Origin of the sequence: Pseudoneobacillus rhizosphaerae, assembly GCF_917563885.1 — a bacterium.
GTDB classification, from domain to species: Bacteria; Bacillota; Bacilli; order Bacillales; family Cytobacillaceae; genus Pseudoneobacillus; species Pseudoneobacillus rhizosphaerae.
This window is the reverse complement of record NZ_CAKJTG010000001.1, coordinates 252,214-272,112: the sequence shown is the minus strand read 5'-3', so window position 1 is coordinate 272,112 and position 19,899 is coordinate 252,214. Positions and strand designations below refer to the sequence as shown.

Genomic DNA, 19,899 nt, shown 5'->3' with positions numbered 1-19,899 from the left:
AGTGGCCTTTATCTCTAAAATCGGGTATCCGGAACTGATAAAAGGGATAGTTGAAGTCGATAATCAATTGGGTGGAATGACAACTCAGTTATTGATGATAGGAAAGGTAACACAAGAAAATTATTTGTGGAAGAGTGGGGCAGCACAAGGGGGATTAGATAAAATCCTAGAATCTTGGGCTTTTAATAAAGAACGTTTAACTTATCTCTTAACTAATAGTTAAATCAATAATAGCGACAAATTAAGAATAAATGCGAAATTAGAGGGGGCAATTGTATGGTTAATTTGCAACCAATAAAAATTAAAGAGGCAAAATCTTTAGTAATTCGTGCATCATTATTCCAGGATAAATTATTAAGTACTTCTATTTCATCTGAGATAATTGAAAGGTCAACTCCAGTTGTATGGTTTGGTAACACTATGAAAAACAACTGGGTTACAATAGCAACTAACCCATCAACAAGGGAGTTTTTAGATAGGGATAACCATTTACTTATAGGAGAGAATGCAAGGTTCTTTGTTAGGGAACAAGGTGTTAATTTGGTGGATTATGCAAATGATGATAGTCAGTTAGAATCATCTATTCAACTTTATAATTCATATTTTAGTAGAAAAACTACATATCGTAATTGGTTTGGTAAACCAAAAGGAGCAAAATTAGAAGGTTTTTTAAATGGTATGGGTGGTTCCTTATATAATTTTAAGAATTATAAAAATGTTGTTCATACCGACTTTTTCCCGATTGCTACAAAAAGTCAAATGGGTAAAATCCCTTCAAGAAAAGAGCTACTTGATTCAGATTTTGCGAATCAATTTCTAAAAGATACCTTGGATTTCTTAGAACCGTCACTGATAATTATCTTAGGGAAAGAGCATTGTAAAAGGTTTACTAATTTAGAACATGGAATATATCTCGATTCCCCTAAAGTAGTTTCTCAATTTCCTAATTCAAAATATCAACTAGGTTTTCACTCAAGACTAAAGGTTCCAGTGGTTGGACTACACTTTAAACCATCAGAGCAGTTTATTGGTTTAGGTGGGGGTGCAGATGAAAAGGGAAAAAGCCATGGAGAATATGCAAAGAAAGACTCATTAGACTTTATGGGAAATGAAATCTTAAACGAATTAAAAAAGCTTTTTCCAAACCTTTGAGGAATTTGTTTAAATATTACATAAGATACCAAAAAAGGGGATAGGTGTCCGGTTCCGACAAAAGACATAAATGCTGATTTGTACCTGTGGAAAATACAGTATGGGATATGAGTGACAGTAATGTAATAGAGTAAACGATAAAGCAGGCAGAGAGTTTATTAAACTTTCTACCTGTTTTTTTGTTCTTAGTATTAACTCCATCTGTTATTAAACCTTTTTCCTATTCAGAAAAAACAATACTATTTAACGGTATTGAAATTACAATATTTAGTATATTTTTTCCATGTATGTAAATGAATGGGATTGGTGAATTAAATGACAGAACAAAAAAATCAATAACTCAAGAAACAATTATAAAAGCTTTAGATTGGTCTTATGATAAAGCAATTAATGGTGGTATTCCTTATATGGATACTGCTATAGAGTTAGCTGAAAGCTATATTAAAAAGGATGGCTTACTAGAAGACAAAGTTAATAGTTTAATACGCTGCAGAATACAAAAGTGCAACAAGTGGTTTTTTAACGGGTTTAGGGGGATTCGTTACATTACCCGTTGCCATACCTGCAAATATAGCTAGTGTGATCCTAGTGCAAATTAGAATGGTAGCAGTTATTGCTTATATGGGTGGTTATGACCTTATAGATGATCAAGTGAAATCTTTTGTTTATGCATGTTTAGCAGGTAGTGGGGCAAAAGATATTTTAAAAGATGCTGGAATTCAAATAGGTAAAAAACTTGGGGTGGCTGGAAAAAAAAATACCGTTTGAAGTAATTAAAAAAATTAATCAAGCAGTTGTATTCCGACTGTTAACAAAGTCCAGTGAAAAAGGTTTAATAAAACTTAGAGAAAATGGTCCCTTTAGTTGGGGGAATAGTTGGTGGTACTGTAGATGCTGTATCAACCAATATAATTGGAAATGTTGCACTAAAACTTTTTATCGATGAGTCAATTTTTAAGAAAAATGATGAACCAGTTATTATTGATATGAAATAAGGTATTTGGAAATATGGGCTTCAAGTACTTTCTTTGATCAAATCTCATGAAATGGTTGTCCGTCCGGTACCTGGCTATGGTGTCTGGATCCAGCAAAAGACAAAAACAGCATTTTATCCATGTCAAATGGGAGTTTGTTTGTAGTTGAAGATAAAAGAAGGAGTCTCGAATTTATTTTATCTAAACTTACCGAAATAGGTAAAAATAAAGGGGAGGAGAGAATACCCTCCGTCCCCTAATATATAGCACAAAGTTCCTCTGAGATTTAACTTTAATGGCACAATGTATTATTTCGTTGCATTATTCTTTTGGTTCCATGTTATCGATTTTACTAGGATAATCAGCATTGTCCTCTTGGATTTGTCTTACGAGCTCATAAGGTTCAATCCCCAATCCATATGCAACTTGAAACATCATATCAATTGTTGGATTATTCTTATCTCCTTCAAGATCGCTTAAGTATCCTCTATTGATTCTACCCTTTCCTGCTACACTCTCCTGAGTTATGCCCATCTGTTTTCTTACTCTTTTTAAAGCAGCTGCTATGTAAATGATTTTGTCTTCTTTCAAGATAAAACCCCTTTTTAAGACAATTACACAATTAGAAGGTAAGTGGCTCCACCTGCTATAGCCGACAAAAGAGTTTAAAGTGAAAGTTTATTTAGGATGGTACAAGGGGACAGGTACCTTGTCCCAGGGTAGCGGCAAATATAGCTTTGTACATATCAGATACATGGCATAGATTTATGGATGAGTTTGGTTCCTTTTATACATGTGTAGAGGTATAGGGGGGGGAATTGCCCTTTTTCAATTGTTTAATTTGATTTGGCGGCTGTTTTTCTGGGGTTGTACAATACTTACCTAGTGTCAGAACCTCCCTTCGCTTTGATTTGAATCAGGTGAAAGGTCTTAGTGGGTTCCTAGCTCCTCTCTAGTTGTGAATACTGACTCTAAATGGTGAGTTTACTCCTGTATCTTTTTAAAATAGCCTGTCCTATTGCTAGGATTTACCGGATATAGAATGTGAGAGAGCAAATTGGCCAATGGAAAACCTCCTTTGCATGGATACAGAAGGCATTTTGATCCTATCAACTTTAAAATGGAGGGATAAAAGGATGAACATGTTATTAATGATGGATTACCCGTTACTAATTAGTTGGTCTTTTACAGTGAAGGTAGGCCTGACGGAAGCGGTGATGTTGCAGAAGGTACAGTTTTGGTTGAGTTCTAGTAATAATGTGAAAGAGGGGAAGAAATGGATATACTGTTCCTATAAGGATTGGCAAAAGGAAGTCCCGTTTTGGTCAGAAAGTACAATCAAACGAGCCATTAAATCTCTTGAAGATCTAGGAATCTTAATCTCGGCCAACTGGAACGAATCGAAGTTAGATAAAACGAAGTGGTATAGGATTAATTATGAGAGGCTTCAAGAATATGAGAGTGGATAACTTCCTAATCCCTGAGCAGCAGTCGACAAGCCAACCAGACATAGTAACGTTCCAAAAGGGGGATGAAATGGATTCATTAGATATGATCTTAGAGAAACAGATCTTGAATTCCCTATTCGGAAATCATTGACTACTTAAATACAAGAATGAGTTCTAATTATCGCAAGGGTACGAAGAAAACCAAAGAGCTCATTCAGGCGAGATGGGAGGAAGGGTTTACCTTAGTAGATTTTTAAAAGGTTTTAAATATTAAAGCCTCTGAATGGCTAAATGATCCCGAGTGGAGTAAGTTCTTGAGACCAATCACCTTATTTGGGTCAAATTTCGAGTCTTATTTGAATCAGAAACGAAAGTTGGTTAATCGGGAAGAGGATTTTGGCTTGGTGGAATAAAAGCGAATGAATAAAGGGAGTCTCGGGATTGATACTCGAGACTCCCTTTTAGATTGAGACATGGCGTTGTTATCTTCAACATAATTCTCCTTTTTAATACAACTAGATAATTGGGAGGAATAATGAGCCACCGTCTCCAGCCAACAAAACAGGTGTTAGAAGGAAATTTTTTTTGTTTTTTTAACTTAGATTACTAAATTTCAAGAGATAATAGGTAAGTTCCGATAAATCATAGCTTTTTCTCTCGTTTATTAATGCAAATTCGCTTGAATCTATGTGAGGAACATCCTGTAAATTAATTTCTCTAACATAGCCAAATTTAATGTTTTGAGTGCATAAGTTAAATTTATTCGTTGATAGTATTCCATTCGAATATTTGCTCATTAACCTAACAACCTCATCTAGCTCTTGGCCTTTAATATAGTACTCATGAGAAAAGGAAGATTGCTCATCGATTGCGACTGTTAGTACAAAGTATTTCATTACTTCACCTCCAAACAAATTACACTAGTTGCTCAAAGATCTGGTCAAAATCTAATTCCCTATGTATTTCGGCTAAGAATTGGCCAGGACAAGTCCCAAAGCCTTTGGCCAATTTTAGTACAGTGAATATGGATGGGCTGCTTTGATTTCTTTCTAACTCACTAATATAGGAGCGGTCGATTCTACTTCTAACTGCTAGCTCTTCTTGAGAAATGCCCTTTAATCTTCTCCATCTTTTAATGATTTCTCCGATGTATATTCCTTCTTTCTTATTCAAATGCATTCTCCTTCTTTAACATTCTCGTAATTCACTGTTTTTCTTGACTATAATAAATGCTCGCTATTCTCGCTTTTTTAGCGGTCTTTTTTTAGGATCGAGTATGAAGGATATCGGTCGTTTTCCTCTTTCATAGTTGGTTTTTCTATATTGTTCGGCTAGTTGTACCTTTGCTCTAAATGGAGTAAGTCTTGAATTGACAATAAAGAAACTCCCATTACTAAATTCAATCACGGTTTGTCCATCCAATGGTTGCGTGTCTATAATTTGATTCGAATTAATCCAAACACAATATTCATTCTTGTAGGCACGGTCAGGGAATACGCAAATGTTCAATATGAAATTCACCATCATCGGGGTCATCCTACTTCTACCAGTGGTTTTCCTTGCACTAGCTAACGAACCTTTAAAATCAGAGCCCACATAGTGAATGGAATCCTTCAGAACCTGCAGTGGACACTTATCCACTATAAACGAACGATCCTCTTCCACAATAATGGTGCAAGGCTTGCCGTTTCGATCTAATTCACCAAATAGATAAAGCAATTGTGGCTGGATAATATAATCACTTACGATAAACAAATGAATCAGCTCCTTTAAAATTTTATAATCAGGTGTCGTTCTTGATTTTTGCTCACATATTTTTACCTCCGATTAATGTCTTTTGCTTATGGATTGGAACTTGATGTGTGTGATGATAGGGATCTATTTTTGTTAGGAAGTGTAAAGTAAATGGTTGCAGAAGGAAGGAGTGTGGGTTTCATTTACCTTATATGATTATTAAAATATGAAATGGTTAGTCGAACTGCCGTCTATAGCCAACAATAAATGACAAATTTCGTACGAAATGGAATAATTTGTGTGGAGTGAAAATGAGATTTAATTTTTCTAAATGAACAAAAACGGCTCCTTATTGGAAAATAAAACGCATTTTTTGTTCATTTCGTGCAAAAAAGCGATTCTTAAATGAAATAACGACATTCGAATTGTTTCGTTAAAGATTGTATCGTAGGGATACCAAGTCGGCCCAAAAGGAGAAATGAATCGTGACTTATATCCCTCCCATTGCACTAAAATTAAAGACCTTCTCAAGCGTAGAGGAAATGAATGAACATATGAATCTACAATACTTACTCATTAAGAATAGACTTACTAAAAGCTATGACGTGATCTTTCACCTGATCAAGAAATATGCCTGCAAGGTAGCGGGAGTGTGCTGGTTAAAGCAGGAGAAGCTGGCTGAGTTGGCTAGTGTATCTGTCAAAACCGTTGAGAGAGGGCTGCATTTTTTAAAAGAAAATGGTGTGGTCAAAATCTATCACACCAAACGATCGAATGGATTAAATGGACATTCGTATTATGTGCTGCAGCGGTTTGAGGGAGAGTTGCCTATAGATGATGAGGAGATTGTAGGAGTTGAGGAGAGAAATGTCGGAGCGGTGGATGTGATGGGAGACTATGAAACTGTTGGGTTTGAATGGGATAACGTGGATGACAAACGTCCTTTAAGCTCTTATAAAGCTCTTGAAAGCTCTTTTGAAACTAAAGAAGAAGAAAATATATATAAACGTGCGTGTGAGAAATATAAGCTTCATAGTCATCCTATTAAAGAGGATCACTGTCAGGAATTAGTTGGATATCTAGTACATAATGGATTTTCAAGAGAAGTTGCTGGTGAAATTACGGAACGTGTACTTGAGAAGAATGAGGGGATCATGGCACCTGTCATCATGAATGCATATTTGGGAGCCTTGCGGAAATTTAGAAAAAGGTTGGCGCATCAGCCCGTTTATTCTGTGGTAAATTATGTGGTTAAGTTGGTGCAGGACGAGATTCGTCCTGGGTATGTGGGAGTGACGAGGGAGGATAGGAAGCGGTCGGGAGGGGAGAGTTATGCAGCAAAGGCATTTCTTAATGAGGTGGGGGACTGGTTGATGGGGTTTTAGGGGACAGGTATCACTATTATTTTAATAGAAAGTGCGAAAACTGTAGAATTTTGTAAGGGTGAAAATAATTCAATAAAACCGCAGATGGAATTTGAATTCAATCAAACGTTTGATTGAAAATTGCTATTTAAAAATAGGGTTGGTCTTTATCTCCTGTATTTCACACAACAAGTGCTTATAACAGAACTTGTCACACTTCTTTCCTTTGTACATTAAATCGTATTGTGTATCATTAACTTTTTATTTTTGAATAAAATTTCAATTTTTTCACAAAATATGTAAAAACTAAAGGGTGATAAAATGGTACAAGTATGCATTAAAGTTTTCGTGTTTTTAATTTCTTGGTTATCTGTATTTTTTCTTCCAAATAAAAAGAAATTATTCGTTAAATATCTCCCAGTTATCTTGTTTTCCTCTATGACCCTTATGTGCGAGATTTTTTATTTTACTACTCATAAATTGTGGAAAGTAAAAGGGGGTCAAAAGAATATGACTCATACTGCTTTTTTGCTCTTATTTGGACCTTATGTGGTAATAACAGTATGGTTTTTTTACTTATCCAAAGGGAAGTTCCTTTTATATGCACTAATAAATTTTATTGCAGATTTGATCTATGCTTTTCCAATAAAAGCTTTATTAAAAAGGTTTGATATTTTTGAATTAAAAGTGAAATCCATTAATTTTTTCCTATTAATCTTTGCTGATGCGTTGTTAATCTTTGGTTTTCAAAAGGTAATTGAAAAGCTTTACCCAATAACACAAGACAAATTACCAGAGGGTTAAAACTCTTTGGTTTTTTAGTTTTTACAAATTTGGTGTCGGGTACTACGAAAAGACATAAAGGGCATTTTGTACATATGGAAGTTACAAAGAACTTTATGGAGAGGGAGTCTCAGAAGCATATGCTTTTGAGACTTTCTATCTTCGGATTAGTGGGCCGTTAAACAGAGGCGACTACTAGGCGGACACAGAATCCCTTATTTTGATAAAAATAGTTTAAATCATTGCATTTGCGGACACCAGTTCCTTTATTGGCATTTAAATCACGTAAAAGTAGCCTTTAATGCCTTAATAGAGGAACTGGAGTCCGATCAATGACTGTAAATCAGAGGTTTAACTGACATAACGGAAGGTCAGTCCGCAAAATTTCCGTTCCAAATTGGTTCATACTTTTAGTGTTTTGAAAGTATACCCAGCAAATCTCGATGAATGCTAGGATGTGATGCAAGTAGGCTTCCACCATATTCTAGCGAAACGGGTTGACCATTTAGTCTAGTAATGGTTCCCCCTGCTTCCTTCAGGATGATGATACCAGCTGCGTAATCCCAAGTGCTTAACGCTGGCACTATATACGCATTAAGTGTTCCTTTTGCAACCTCGCATAAGCTGATGGCAGCTCCGCCAAACATTCTCAAACCACGAGTTTCTTTATAGATTTGGATCACGCTAGGATGCATCGTGTTCTTTGTATTCGGATTTTCCCAAAACATAGCTGTGGAGATCAGCGATTCCTTTAGTGTAATAGGCTGGTCTAGGTGTAACCGAACATCATTCACAAAAGCGCCATTGTCTTTTTCCGCATAGAAGAGTTCATCTGTTACAGGGTTATAAACGACACCAATCATCCCCACACCTTTATGGACCACTCCCACAGAAATCCCATAGAAAGGGAAGTTGTGAATAAAGTTTGTTGTCCCATCAATCGGGTCAATCACCCATTGAGTTTGATAATAGGTATCACCCTGATCAAAAATACCTTCCTCACCGACAATTCCATGCTGAGGGTAAGTGCTCAGTATTTTTTTTACTAAAAACGACTCGATTTCCTTATCTGCAAACGTAACCAAATCTGAATGATCATGCTTCTCCTCTAACACCATTGGTTCTTTTCGTAACTTAACCAGTAAGGCACCAGCTTCCTTTACAACCTCTTTTGCAAACCGCCCAATCTCACTTATATTAAAATGATTCATTCCTGAATACCTCCTATCCTCTTGTCCATTCTAGATTATTTTTAGTATACCTCTAAATGAAGAGGAACTTGAAGTGGGGTGTATGTTCTGTAAGCTTTTCATGTAGTATTTTACTGCAAAATTTGGCTTGAGTTACTATAAGTAGAGTAATGATTCATAAAGAATACAAGTAATTGATAGTAAAGTCCTTTTATCGAAAAGAGTAATGGTGTAAACTATTTTGGACTCAGATGATTTTCGGATTTATTCTACTAAAGTGTTATTCTACAAAACCTAGCAAGAACAAAAACTAGCTAAAAATATACATGCTTTCCTTAAGTGAACAGGAAAGAGTTTTTGAAGATCTAATTTGTTTTCATTTTTAATGAAATCATCACAATTCATATTTTTCAATTAGGGAGAGATTACAATTTATAGAGTTATGGTTCTAATAATTACCATTCTATCATTAGTTGCTTGTTCAGCGTCAGAGGAAATAGTAGAGAGTCATATAGTAGAAATAAATAAAATGCAACCAATTACTTTAACGGGAAGTATTGAAGAAGCAAGTGATACTAAATTAATTGATTATGCTAGAAAACTCACTGCCTTATATGCTGAAGCGTATAAAATTAAAACTCAAGAGGAACTAGACATAATTAATGGAATGATTTTTGAAGATGTAGAGAACTTTGGAATTTCAAAAATAAGTATTGAACAACAAGTGGGTTCTAAGAAATTTTCAAGTATTACTACTGAAGTATCTAACGAGGTAATTATCCATAAAAATAAAGATACATTTAAATATAAATTTGATATTAATACATTCGGAACCAAAGAGGATGGATCGAAAGTAGTGATAAGTAAAATTACTAATTTAATTTTTAATATCTACAAAACTGATGAAAATGAATTAAAAATATTATCCATAGAAGTAATCCGACTTTAAGTTACTTAAAAAGGCTGAAATGGGACAAGGCGACAGGTTGAGACCACTGAAAAAATCACTTTAAAAATAAAAAGGAAGCTAAAGACCTATTTCATATAGGTTTTTGGCTTCCTTTTTATCTGTTTATTAATAAAAACCTGGGTTATCAACCGTATTTTGGTTTTTATCAACCGTTTCTGTATTCTTATCAACCATTTCGGTTTGACCCCCTAATTCCTAACACTAGCTTTGTTTATCTCAATCATTCTTAGTTTTTAATTTTATTTAGTTGTCCTTCTCCACTTTTGCCGATTTTAGATGATTCCACTCCAGCGTCAAGCCAAAACCGCTTGACCCTTTCGCTTCATCATCTATGTAGTTGGCAAGTGGATAAGGACTCCCTTTGCCTGTATTACAGGCTAACTGCCATTTCCTTCGGAAATCCAATATCCTTATACTTTTCATAAAACTTATAAGGAGACATCCGACCTAGGCTCCCATGATATCTTCTCGCATTATAGAATTCTATGAACTCATCAATACGGTAATATGCTTCATCGAAATACTCAAAGGCATATCGCCTGAAAAGATCCCGTTCAAGGATACTAAAAAATGACTCAATATAAGCGTTGTAATTTGGTGATCTTGGAGGAATTCTTTCATGAAAAATCTTATTTCCTTCACAAAAATCGCCAAAAAGGTTACTAACAAATTGAGGGCCATTATCTGTCCGAATTACGATACAGTGGCCATTCTCCTCTTTCGGTGCTTTGAGATTGCGCCTAATAATTGCTTCTTTAAGCAATCCTGTAATGTTTTTTGCCTGGCACCTTGACCCTCTGTAATATCCCACAATAGCCCTGTCAAAAACATCAATAGCACAGGCTACAAAGAAAAACCTTTCGCTTCCTTCGATCTTTCCGTATTTAATATCTAGCTGCCATAGCTGGTTTGGAGCAGTGATTAAGTGATTCTTGGCAAGCCGTTTTGGATACTTAGGATTGCCAATCCTCTGGGGAAGGAGAATTCCAAGTCCTTTGCACAGTCTCGCTACTTTTTTATGATTAATGATAAGGTTGTGATTGTCCTGCAAATATTGAGTAAGGTTCTTTGTGCCATAAGTAGCTCCTTCTCCTTCAACGGCCTCCATGAGGTACTCGTCTATCTGTTCATCTGGAACGATAGTTCCTGATCTTGTTATGGAATACCCAGGAATAGGGCGTCCTCTTTTTCCCTTAACGTCTAATACTTCTTCATCTCCTGAATGATAATAATATAATGAACGATTAACTCCTACTGCTTCGGTTAGCTTAGTAATGGCAATACCCTCCTCTGCCCATAACTTAACTTCTTCTATAATAGTCAGGGCCGGAATTGGGTTTTTTTTAATAGATTTCTAAGCATTGCGACTTCAAGTTCTTTTTCTCCAAGGAGCTTCATCGCTTGTTCGTATTTAACTTTTAATTCTTCTTTTGTGGGATCTGTTGATAAGATAGCTGAAGTAGGGTCATCCATTTGATCTCTCACTTCGTCCCCATACTCCTTTATCCACTTCATAAGTGTGTCCCGATGGATACCTGCACTTCTAGCAACTGATGAATAATGCCCTTGTTCCAATGCCATCCGCACGTAATTCTTTTTAACATCCTCAAGTGCTTCAATTTTCTTTTCGGCATCTTTTACTCCCCCTTATTTAAGAAATTCCTTGTCCATAGTTTACTTTTTTAGCAATTTGATGTCCAAAGGAATTAGGGGGTCGTAAAGATTTCATGCAGTTTATCAACCGTATTGCTTAAATTATCGACTTTCGACATACAATTTACTCCAAAAATTCCCTAGTGATGATCTTCAACGCCCCTTTGTTCCTTTTTTATATATTCATTTCTAATATAACTTTTGCAAATTGCTTAAAATCATCAATATGCTTGTCTAAAATTGCCTCTAAAATATCAAGCTGTAGAGCTTGATAGTCATGTACCGCAATGTTTCGAAAGCCAACCATATTCATTAAGGTTTTGGCAAGTAATTCATCAATTAGCCCAGCTTCCTGAAGTAGTTTAAACCCTTCACGACTCGTTTTTGGTACACCTAATTTTTTCTCGCTTACGAGATGCATCGCAATATCGATACTTGCTTCGCAGGCGCGTTGAATATTTAAAATAATACTGTCCTGTTTTGTGAGGTCTGATAAATTTTCTGAATTGCCCTCATAAACTTCATGAATTCTTTTCACGCATCGCTCAATTGTTGTAACTTTATTTAATATGACATCATTCATCACCAAATACACTTCCCCTATTTTTTATACCTTTAATCACAATCGATCTTTGCTCATTTAGCTCTGCATACATACGGTACGCTTTAATTTTTTGTCGGGTATATTCATCCTTATCGTAAATAAAAAGAGGTACTCCACTTTCAAAAATCTGCATGGCTAATATCGTATCGATTTCAAGTATGTCTACAAGATCAACATCTCGTCCACAAGTAAGTGCTAACTCATTCGCCAAATTAAAACGTTCATACGATGAAAGCTGTTTGTCACTGAAGTAAGCAAGATCAACATCACTATCTTCATGTGCAGTTCCTTTTGCAAAAGAGCCAAATAAAATGATGAAATCAGGATTCGTTTCATTACGTAGCACATCAATCATTTGTTTCTTCATTTCTTCAGTCAACATGCTTTCACCACCTTTGTTTTTATTATACCTTTTTTTTGAAGTTAGGGACAAGGGGACAGGGTACCTTGTCCCTATCCACTTCCCAAAATTCCGAAATATATAGTATATTAGTACTATTCTAATAATCTGTTAGTTTATGGCATATGATAATTGAAGAGGGGGAGCTAGGTTCTATCATTTTTTTATAAAGCCTAGAAACATATTTTAATAGAGGGGAAAAATTTAAGATGAATTTTTTACTAAAGGAAAACAAGCAGAGATGGGTATCTATCTTCATCATTTTATTGCTGCTTTTGCAATATGTTCCGACAGCAAATGCAGCACCAATGTCAACAGATTGGTCGGCAAATCAAATTGCTTCAACTGGAGACCTATATGGTGTTTCTTATGGTAATGGTCAATGGATAGCTGTTGGTGATGGAACTGCGATTGCCCAATCAACAGATGGTGTCAATTGGACGAAAAAACAACTTGCGGGAACGGTTCCGTATGCAGCAAATTCCTTCTATGATGCGCTTTATACGGGGTCAAAATGGATCATAGTAGGAGCATTCGGTTCACTTATTCCTGGTATAGGAAATATGGCCCAAATTTACACGTCACCTGATGGCTCAACTTGGACTTCGAAGGACTCAAAGGTCATTGGTGTTAGTAGCAATCTAGTGTCCATCGCCCAAAACGGCCAAACATTAGTGGCAGTAGGAAATATAAATTACGAAACTCCTGTCGTTACTACCTCAACAGATGGTGGGGAAACATGGACGAATTATAGCAGTCAAATAGGCAGCGGGAGAAACTCGTTGAATAAAGTCATTTACGGCGGTGGTAAGTTTGTAGCCGTTGGGGATAATGGGAATTTATTTACTTCATCAAACGGCACCATTTGGACCCAACAACCAAGCAATACAGTCGCTGATTTATTTGGGGCCGTTTACACGAACGGGAAGTTTTACGTTGTCGGAAATGAAAAACTACTAACATCTACCGACGGACAAAGCTGGACAGTTACGAACTTACCTATTGAGTACCCAGCTATTGCTTCTAGTGGCGGTGAATCTGTCATTGTTGGCATAATGGGAAAAATTTTATCATCAACAGATGGGGTTACCTGGACAGAAAATAACTCCGGAACCACTACCGATCTTTGGAACGTGAACTACGGTAATGGCAAGTTTGTCACAGTAGGCGCAGCAGGCCAAACAGCCACAAGAACGGCCATACCTGGCTACGTGCCTTCAACAAACGCAAACCTTAGCCATCTATCGTTAAGTGCAGGTACCTTAACACCTAGCTTTTCTGCAGCTACAATGAACTATACGGCAGCGGTTTCAAATCAAAATAGTATAGACGTAACCGCTATAACAGCGGATGCAAAAGCAAAGTTTACCGTTAACGGAATGGCACCAGTTAGTGGGAATAAAGTAACAGTCCCTCTAGTTACAGGTACGAATACGGTAGCCATTAAGGTAACGGCAGAAGATAATACGGCGGCTCAAAACTATACTGTTACGATAACCAATGTGGTGGGCTCGCCACTTGACCCATTCAACAATGCGGCAACTGTGGGCGAAATGAGAACCGCAATGGAAGGGGCAGCTCCTTTATTTATCTTCCAATCACAAGCTGGTTATGATAGCTTTTTTTCAAATGTAAAAAACGATAAAGACAATGTGTATCAATACATGTTAGCAAATAGAGGCGCAGGTTTTATTAATCAAAAAAATCTTCAGGATGTTATTGGAGATGGTATTGAAAAAAGATCACCCTACATGAATTTGCACGAAACAAGGGATGCGGCAAGTATGCTTTATTTTGCCTATCTTTTAGGACCTGATTTTGACTTTGGAATCAATCTCTCGGGTTACATGTCATTCATCATTGATGAGAATATGTTAGAGGCTGATAAAATCGGGGCAAAGCTATCTGCGCGAATCCCAGTTGATGGATTTGTTGGACCTACTGATTTACAGGCAGCATTGGATGAATCGATTCAGGAATATGTAAGTGAGTCGCTTGCAAGTGACAAAGCTAATCTATTGATTGGATATGCAGCTGGTGATTCCGAAAATCATGTGACACAAAATCTGATTCTTCCTGTTACAGGGGACTCGGGGCTAACGACGAGAATTATATGGACATCTAACTATTCGTTTATAAATGCAAACGGGAACGTAACTCGTCCAACTAGCAGCCAAGGTAATACAACGGTCACATTGACAGCAACCATGGTTAAAAGTGGTGCAGTGGCTGTAAAGACTTTTACTGTTTTATTAAAAGCGCTTGAAATAACCGATGCGGAAGCTGTTATACAGGATAAATCATTGTTAGACATTGGCTACAACGGCACGGATTCCGCATCTAGTGTGACGCAAAATGTGAGTTTAAAAACATCCGGACAAAACGGGACGACCATTACATGGTCTAGTAATGCACCGCAATTTATCGCAGCGGATGGAACCGTTATGCGTCCTAGTTTCATTCAAGGAGATCAGACTGTTATTTTAACCGCGACCATCACAAAAAATGGCGCGACTGCCACAAAGCTGTTTACCCTTACCCTTCCTAAGATGCCGATGAGCGATTCGGAAGCAGTAGGGAATGATAAAGCTAGTTTAGACATTGGCTACAATGGCACGGATTCCGCATCTAGTGTGACTCAAAATGTTACTTTAAAAACAGCTGGACCATTTGGAACCACGATTAGCTGGTCAACGAATTCTCCAGCATTTATCGCAGTGGATGGTAGGGTTACCCGTCCATCTTACCTGCAAGGAGATCAGACTGTTATTTTTACAGCGACCATTATGAAAAATGGAGTCGTTGATACAAAGCAGTTTATGCTTACCATTGTTAAACTGCCGATGAGTGATGTGGAAGCGGTGGAGTTAGATAAAGCTGGATTAAATGTTGGCTACAATGGTTCGGACTCCAATTCTAGTGTGACGCAAAATGTTATTTTAAAAACGGCTGGGGAAAATGGAACAACACTTACTTGGTCAAGTAATTCACCGGCATTTATCGCAGCGGATGGAACTGTTACTCGCCCAACGTACCTGCAAGGAGATCAGACCGTAATTTTAACCGCGACCATCACAAAAAATGGCGCAAGGGACACGAAGCCGTTTACCCTTACCCTTCCTAAAATGCCGATGAGCGATTCGGAAGCAGTGGGGATTGATAAAGCTGGGTTAGAAATTGGCTACAATGGCACGGATTCCGCTGCTAGTGTGATGCAAAATGTTATTTTAAAAACAGCGGGGCCGGCTGGGACAACGATTAGTTGGTCAACGGATTCACCAGCATTTATTACAGCGGATGGTAAGGTTACTCGTCCAACTTACCTGCAAGGAGACCAGACTGTAACGTTGACCGCGACCATTATGAAAAATGGAGCCGTTGATACAAAGCAGTTTACGGTTACCGTTGTTAAACTTCCGATGAGCGATTCGGAAGCAGTGATGTTAGATAAAGCTGGATTAAATGTTGGCTACAATGGTTCAGATTCAGCTACCAGTGTGACGCAAAAGGTTACTTTAAAAACAGTTGGGGGAAATGGAACAACGATTACTTGGTCAAGTAATTCCCCGGCATTTATAGCAGCGGATGGAACCGTTACTCGCCCAACGTACCTGCAAGGAGATCAGACCGTAATTTTAACCGCGACCATCACAAAAAATGGCGCAACGGACAGGAAGCCGTTTACCCTTACCCTTCCTAAAATGCCGATGAGCGATTCAGAAGCAGTGGGGATTGATAAAGCTGGGTTAGAAATTGGCTACAATGGCGCGGATTCAGCTTCTAGTGTGGCGCAAAATGTTATTTTAAAAACAGCGGGGCAGGCTGGGACAACGATTAGTTGGTCAACGGATTCATCAGCATTTATTGCAGAGGATGGTAAGGTTACTCGTCCAACTTACCTGCAAGGAGACCAGACTGTAACGTTAACCGCGACGATTATGAAAAATGGAGCCGTGGATACAAAGCAGTTTACGGTTACCGTTGTTAAACTTCCGATGAGCGATTCGGAAGCGGTAGGAATAGAGAAGGTTGGTTTAGATATTGGATACAACGGTGCGGATTCAGCTACCAGTGTGACACAAAATGTGATTTTAAAAACAGCTGGAGAAAATGGAACAACAATCTCTTGGTCGAGTAATACTCCAGCATTTATCGCAGCGGATGGTAAGGTTACTCGTCCAACTTACCTGCAAGGAGATCAGACTGTAACGTTGACCGCGACCATTATGAAAAACGGAGCCGTGGATACAAAGCAGTTTACGGTTACCATTGTTAAACTTCCGATGAGCGATTCGGAAGCAGTGGAATTAGATAAAGCTGGATTAAATGTTGGCTACAAGGTTCTAGATTCAGCTACCAGTGTGACGCAAAATGTTACTTTAAAAACAGTTGGGGAAAATGGAACAACGATTACTTGGTCAAGTAATTCCGCTGCCTTCGTAGCAGCTGATGGTACGGTAACCCGTCCTTCTTACACAGAAGGGGACCAGGTTGTCACTTTAACCGCAACGATCACGAAAAACGGTGCAACAGATATCAAAACATTTACCTTAACGCTTCCTAAGCTGCCAATGACAGATGCCGAAGCCGTTACGTTAGATAAAACTTCATTAGAAATTGGCTATAACGGGGCAGACAATGCGAACTCCGTAACCGATCATGTTGTTTTAGAAACAGCAGGACAATATGGAGCAACGATTACTTGGTCAAGCAGCAATCCTAGCTTTATTGCAGCAGATGGCACCGTTACACGACCAACTTTCACCCAAGGGGACCAGATTGTCACCTTAACCGCAACAATCACGAAAAATGGGGCAACAGATATCAAAACATTTACCTTAACGCTTCCTAAGCTGCCAATGACAGATGCCGAAGCCGTTACGTTAGATAAAACTTCATTAGAAATTGGCTATAACGGGGCAGACAATGCGAACTCCGTAACCGATAATGTTGCTTTAGAAGCAGTAGGACAATATGGAACAACAATTACTTGGTCTAGCAGCAATCCTAGCTTTGTTTTGGAAGATGGCACGGTTACACGACCAACTTTCACCCAAGGAGACCAGGTTGTCACCTTAACCGCAACCATTACGAAAAACGGCGCAACAGATATCAAAACATTTACCTTAACGCTTCCTAAGCTGCCAATGACAGATGCCGAAGCTGTTACGTTAGATAAAACTTCATTAGAAATTGGCTATAACGGGGCAGACAATGCGAACTCCGTAACAAATAATGTTGTTTTAAAAACAGCAGGACCATATGGAACAACGATTACTTGGTCCAGTAGCATTGCTAGCTTTGTTGCGAAAGATGGCACGGTTACAAGACCAACTTTCACAGAAGGGGACCAGGTTGTCACGTTAACCGCAACGATCAAGAAAAACGGCGCAACAGATATTAAAACATTTACCCTACACTTACCGAAACTGCCAATCAACGATGCGGAAGCAGTGGGGATTGAAAAAGCTTCATTAAGTATTGGCTACAACGGGGCTGATGCGGAAAACTCGGTCACCAATGATTTAATTTTAAAAACGGCGGGGCAATATGGCACGACGGTCACATGGTCTAGCACAGCACCGGAATTTGTGGCAGTTGATGGAACGGTTACTCGTCCATCTTATACCCAAGGAGATCAAGAAGTTACTTTAACAGCAACTATCCAGAGAAGCACGGTAACAGAGGTAAAGTTGTTCACTGTATTCCTTCCACATCTGCCAATGAGCGATGCCGAAGCTGTTGAAATCGAAAAAGGGTTATTAGAAATCGGCTACAATGACAACAATCATGCCGACAGTGTTACCACCAACGTGATGTTAAAAACAACAGGCCAACATGGTACGACCATTGCGTGGAGTAGCAATCTACCTGCTTACGTTACACCTGATGGAAAAGTAACTCGTCCAGAGTACTTTCAGGGGAATTTGAAGGTAACCGTTACCGCAACGATTACAAAAGGGTCTGCAAGCACAACCAAAACGTTCGTTCTAACCCTTATGAAGTTACCGAAGCCTCCTGTAACTGAGCCTCTTTCAGAAACAATCGTAGTAGATGTGGTTTCTGGAGATGGGTCAAATGGAGTTCTTGTTCAAACGGAAATTAAACGAACAACGAATCCAAATGGGGTCATAAAGGATCATGTTACGTTTACAAATGAAAAAGCATTAGAAACGATTGAAAAAATGAAGGCTATGGCTAGTAAAACCGCTCGAATTATGTTGCCAGATATTCAGGATAAAGTGTCTGAAGTGACCGTTACGGTACCAAAAGAAGCAGTAAAAGCCTTGTTAGATGCTGGAATTGACTTAGAAATTTTCACAGAGAATGGTAGTATCTTTATTTCAAAGGAATCCTATTCGAATGTGAACGGGGATCTTTATTTCCAAATCGTTCCGGTTAAGGATAATAAGGAAAGCGATGCTATTGAAAACCGTGCGAAGCAAGACCAAATGGTTCGTCAAATAGGGGAAAATAATACAGATGCCATTACGATTCTTGGTCGTTCTATGGAAATTGAAACGAATATGCAAAACCACCGTGTAACACTTACGTTCCCAGTTGGATTATCCCTTCCGACCGAACCAACTGCACGCAAGGAAATTTTAGATAACCTTGTGATCTTTATTGAACATAGCGATGGAACGAAGGAAGTTTTACAAGGAAAAGTGGTTGATTACAAAGAAGGAAACCTTGGTATTGAGTTTGATGTAAACAAATTTAGTACATTCACGATGCTTTATGTCAAAGGGGCTAAGGATTATTTTTCAAAAGAAGAAATCACCCATAAACCATATATTAAAGGGTACGCGGATGGGAATTTCAATCCGAACGCGCCAATTACAAGAGCACAAATGGCGGCAATGCTCGCTCGTAATCTTGGGGTAGCCTATAGCGGTAACGGAGTTCCTTCCTTTGTTGATACACCAAAAAGCTATTGGGCGTTTATCGAAATCGAATTAGTGAATCAGACTGGGATAATGACCGGCTCTGTGAACGGTACATTCCAACCGCAAGAAACAATTACACGGGCACAAATGGCCACAATCGCCTTCAGATGGGTGCAAAAAGAGTGTCAAGCTAATGCTAACGCCTACCCGTTCTGTGAAAAAGTGTTAACGAAGGAGTCTGTTTCCTTTAAAGATGTTTCTGATAAACACTGGGCAAAAGAGGCTATTGCTGTAATGGCCACTACCGGGATTATGGAAGGATACGAAAATAACACCTTCCGTCCAAATGAAAAACTAACACGCGCGCAAGCCGTAAAAGTGCTAAACCGACTCTTTAAACGAGAGCCATTAAATGGGGCAACAACACAAACCTTTAAAGACGTCCCTGTAACCCACTGGGCCTATAAAGAAATCGAAGAAGCCGCAACAGAACACATCCATTAAAAATGAAAAAGGGATCCTGCCCCGAGCGATCGCTCAGGTGCAGGATCCCTTTTTCATTCGCTCCAAGGGAGACGGAGACAGGTTTCTTGTCCACCCGTATTTTTCCAAATAGACAAAAGGGCAGTTGACCGGAAAACCTACCTCGCTGATTAGCGGTACGAACTGCTCCATTAAGATTACCTCCTTTCTCATAAGTAAATTGCGCAACATCTAAAAAAAGACTGACCTCATCA

The 19,899-nt window shown here is 38.3% G+C and carries 19 protein-coding genes and 1 pseudogene; 11 read left to right on the top strand and 9 right to left on the bottom strand.

Annotated features, from left to right (window positions below):
• Position 1 precedes the first annotated feature (1 nt).
• The 5 genes from LRP83_RS01295 to LRP83_RS01275 all read left to right on the top strand — a co-directional run bounded on the left by LRP83_RS01295 (position 2) and on the right by LRP83_RS01275 (position 2,147).
• Entirely contained in the window at positions 2-223 is a 222-nt protein-coding gene (locus LRP83_RS01295; protein ID WP_230494851.1) for a hypothetical protein, read from the top strand.
• 53 nt (positions 224-276) lie between these two features.
• Positions 277-1,152, top strand: a complete 876-nt coding sequence (locus LRP83_RS01290) for a hypothetical protein (RefSeq protein WP_230494850.1) — start codon at positions 277-279, stop codon at positions 1,150-1,152.
• A 293-nt stretch (positions 1,153-1,445) separates the two neighbouring features.
• Positions 1,446-1,730, top strand: coding sequence for a hypothetical protein (locus LRP83_RS01285; protein WP_230494849.1), 285 nt, complete (start codon positions 1,446-1,448; stop codon positions 1,728-1,730).
• Positions 1,731-1,740: 10 nt separating this feature from the next.
• The gene (locus LRP83_RS01280) at positions 1,741-1,920 is read left to right on the top strand and encodes a hypothetical protein (RefSeq protein ID WP_354002318.1); all 180 of its coding nucleotides are present in this window, start codon (positions 1,741-1,743) and stop codon (positions 1,918-1,920) included.
• Positions 1,921-2,003: 83 nt separating this feature from the next.
• Complete coding sequence (locus tag LRP83_RS01275) at positions 2,004-2,147, top strand: hypothetical protein (protein ID WP_230494848.1); 144 nt, start codon at positions 2,004-2,006, stop codon at positions 2,145-2,147.
• Between the two features lie 300 nt (positions 2,148-2,447).
• On the opposite strand, the gene LRP83_RS01270 is transcribed toward LRP83_RS01275, so the two are convergent.
• Complete coding sequence (locus LRP83_RS01270; RefSeq protein ID WP_230494847.1) at positions 2,448-2,717, bottom strand: helix-turn-helix domain-containing protein; 270 nt, start codon at positions 2,715-2,717, stop codon at positions 2,448-2,450.
• Between the two features lie 545 nt (positions 2,718-3,262).
• Between LRP83_RS01270 and LRP83_RS01265 the strand changes: the two genes are divergently transcribed.
• Positions 3,263-3,595 (top strand): hypothetical protein, encoded by a 333-nt coding sequence (locus LRP83_RS01265; protein ID WP_230494846.1) that lies wholly within the window; start codon positions 3,263-3,265, stop codon positions 3,593-3,595.
• 146 nt (positions 3,596-3,741) lie between these two features.
• Positions 3,742-3,987, top strand: a pseudogene (locus LRP83_RS01260) (conserved phage C-terminal domain-containing protein).
• Between the two features lie 180 nt (positions 3,988-4,167).
• On the opposite strand, the gene LRP83_RS01255 reads toward LRP83_RS01260, so the two are convergent.
• From LRP83_RS01255 to LRP83_RS01245, 3 genes are all read right to left on the bottom strand, one after another.
• Entirely contained in the window at positions 4,168-4,470 is a 303-nt protein-coding gene (locus tag LRP83_RS01255) for a hypothetical protein (protein WP_230494845.1), read from the bottom strand.
• A 19-nt stretch (positions 4,471-4,489) separates the two neighbouring features.
• The gene (locus LRP83_RS01250) at positions 4,490-4,747 is read right to left on the bottom strand and encodes a helix-turn-helix domain-containing protein (RefSeq protein ID WP_230494844.1); all 258 of its coding nucleotides are present in this window, start codon (positions 4,745-4,747) and stop codon (positions 4,490-4,492) included.
• 63 nt (positions 4,748-4,810) lie between these two features.
• On the bottom strand, positions 4,811-5,329 hold the full coding sequence (locus LRP83_RS01245; protein ID WP_230494843.1) for a competence protein ComK: 519 nt from the start codon (positions 5,327-5,329) through the stop codon (positions 4,811-4,813).
• 464 nt (positions 5,330-5,793) lie between these two features.
• On the opposite strand from LRP83_RS01245, the gene LRP83_RS01240 reads away from it, so the two are divergent.
• Both LRP83_RS01240 and LRP83_RS01235 read left to right on the top strand, forming a co-directional pair.
• Positions 5,794-6,693 (top strand): helix-turn-helix domain-containing protein, encoded by a 900-nt coding sequence (locus tag LRP83_RS01240; protein ID WP_230494842.1) that lies wholly within the window; start codon positions 5,794-5,796, stop codon positions 6,691-6,693.
• A gap of 489 nt (positions 6,694-7,182) precedes the next feature.
• Positions 7,183-7,476, top strand: coding sequence for a hypothetical protein (locus LRP83_RS01235; protein ID WP_230494841.1), 294 nt, complete (start codon positions 7,183-7,185; stop codon positions 7,474-7,476).
• A gap of 389 nt (positions 7,477-7,865) precedes the next feature.
• Here the strand turns inward: LRP83_RS01235 and LRP83_RS01230 are convergent, their stop codons facing one another.
• Positions 7,866-8,666 (bottom strand): inositol monophosphatase family protein, encoded by an 801-nt coding sequence (locus tag LRP83_RS01230; protein ID WP_230494840.1) that lies wholly within the window; start codon positions 8,664-8,666, stop codon positions 7,866-7,868.
• A 421-nt stretch (positions 8,667-9,087) separates the two neighbouring features.
• Here LRP83_RS01230 and LRP83_RS01225 point away from each other — a divergent pair, with 421 nt between their 5' ends.
• The gene (locus tag LRP83_RS01225; protein ID WP_230494839.1) at positions 9,088-9,594 is read left to right on the top strand and encodes a hypothetical protein; all 507 of its coding nucleotides are present in this window, start codon (positions 9,088-9,090) and stop codon (positions 9,592-9,594) included.
• Between the two features lie 391 nt (positions 9,595-9,985).
• Here the strand turns inward: LRP83_RS01225 and LRP83_RS01220 are convergent, their stop codons facing one another.
• From LRP83_RS01220 to mntA, 4 genes are all read right to left on the bottom strand, one after another.
• Positions 9,986-10,891, bottom strand: coding sequence for an IS3 family transposase (locus LRP83_RS01220; protein WP_230494874.1), 906 nt, complete (start codon positions 10,889-10,891; stop codon positions 9,986-9,988).
• A 44-nt stretch (positions 10,892-10,935) separates the two neighbouring features.
• Positions 10,936-11,235: a transposase gene (locus tag LRP83_RS01215; RefSeq protein WP_290369469.1), complete on the bottom strand. Its 300-nt coding sequence runs from the start codon at positions 11,233-11,235 to the stop codon at positions 10,936-10,938.
• A gap of 208 nt (positions 11,236-11,443) precedes the next feature.
• Complete coding sequence (hepT, locus tag LRP83_RS01210; protein WP_290369468.1) at positions 11,444-11,854, bottom strand: type VII toxin-antitoxin system HepT family RNase toxin; 411 nt, start codon at positions 11,852-11,854, stop codon at positions 11,444-11,446.
• Positions 11,844-12,254, bottom strand: coding sequence for a type VII toxin-antitoxin system MntA family adenylyltransferase antitoxin (gene mntA / locus LRP83_RS01205; RefSeq protein ID WP_230494837.1), 411 nt, complete (start codon positions 12,252-12,254; stop codon positions 11,844-11,846). The genes hepT and mntA overlap by 11 nt, the downstream gene beginning before the upstream one ends.
• Before the next feature lie 227 nt (positions 12,255-12,481).
• On the opposite strand from mntA, the gene LRP83_RS01200 reads away from it, so the two are divergent.
• The gene (locus LRP83_RS01200; RefSeq protein ID WP_230494836.1) at positions 12,482-19,666 is read left to right on the top strand and encodes an immunoglobulin-like domain-containing protein; all 7,185 of its coding nucleotides are present in this window, start codon (positions 12,482-12,484) and stop codon (positions 19,664-19,666) included.
• Positions 19,667-19,899: the final 233 nt, after the last annotated feature.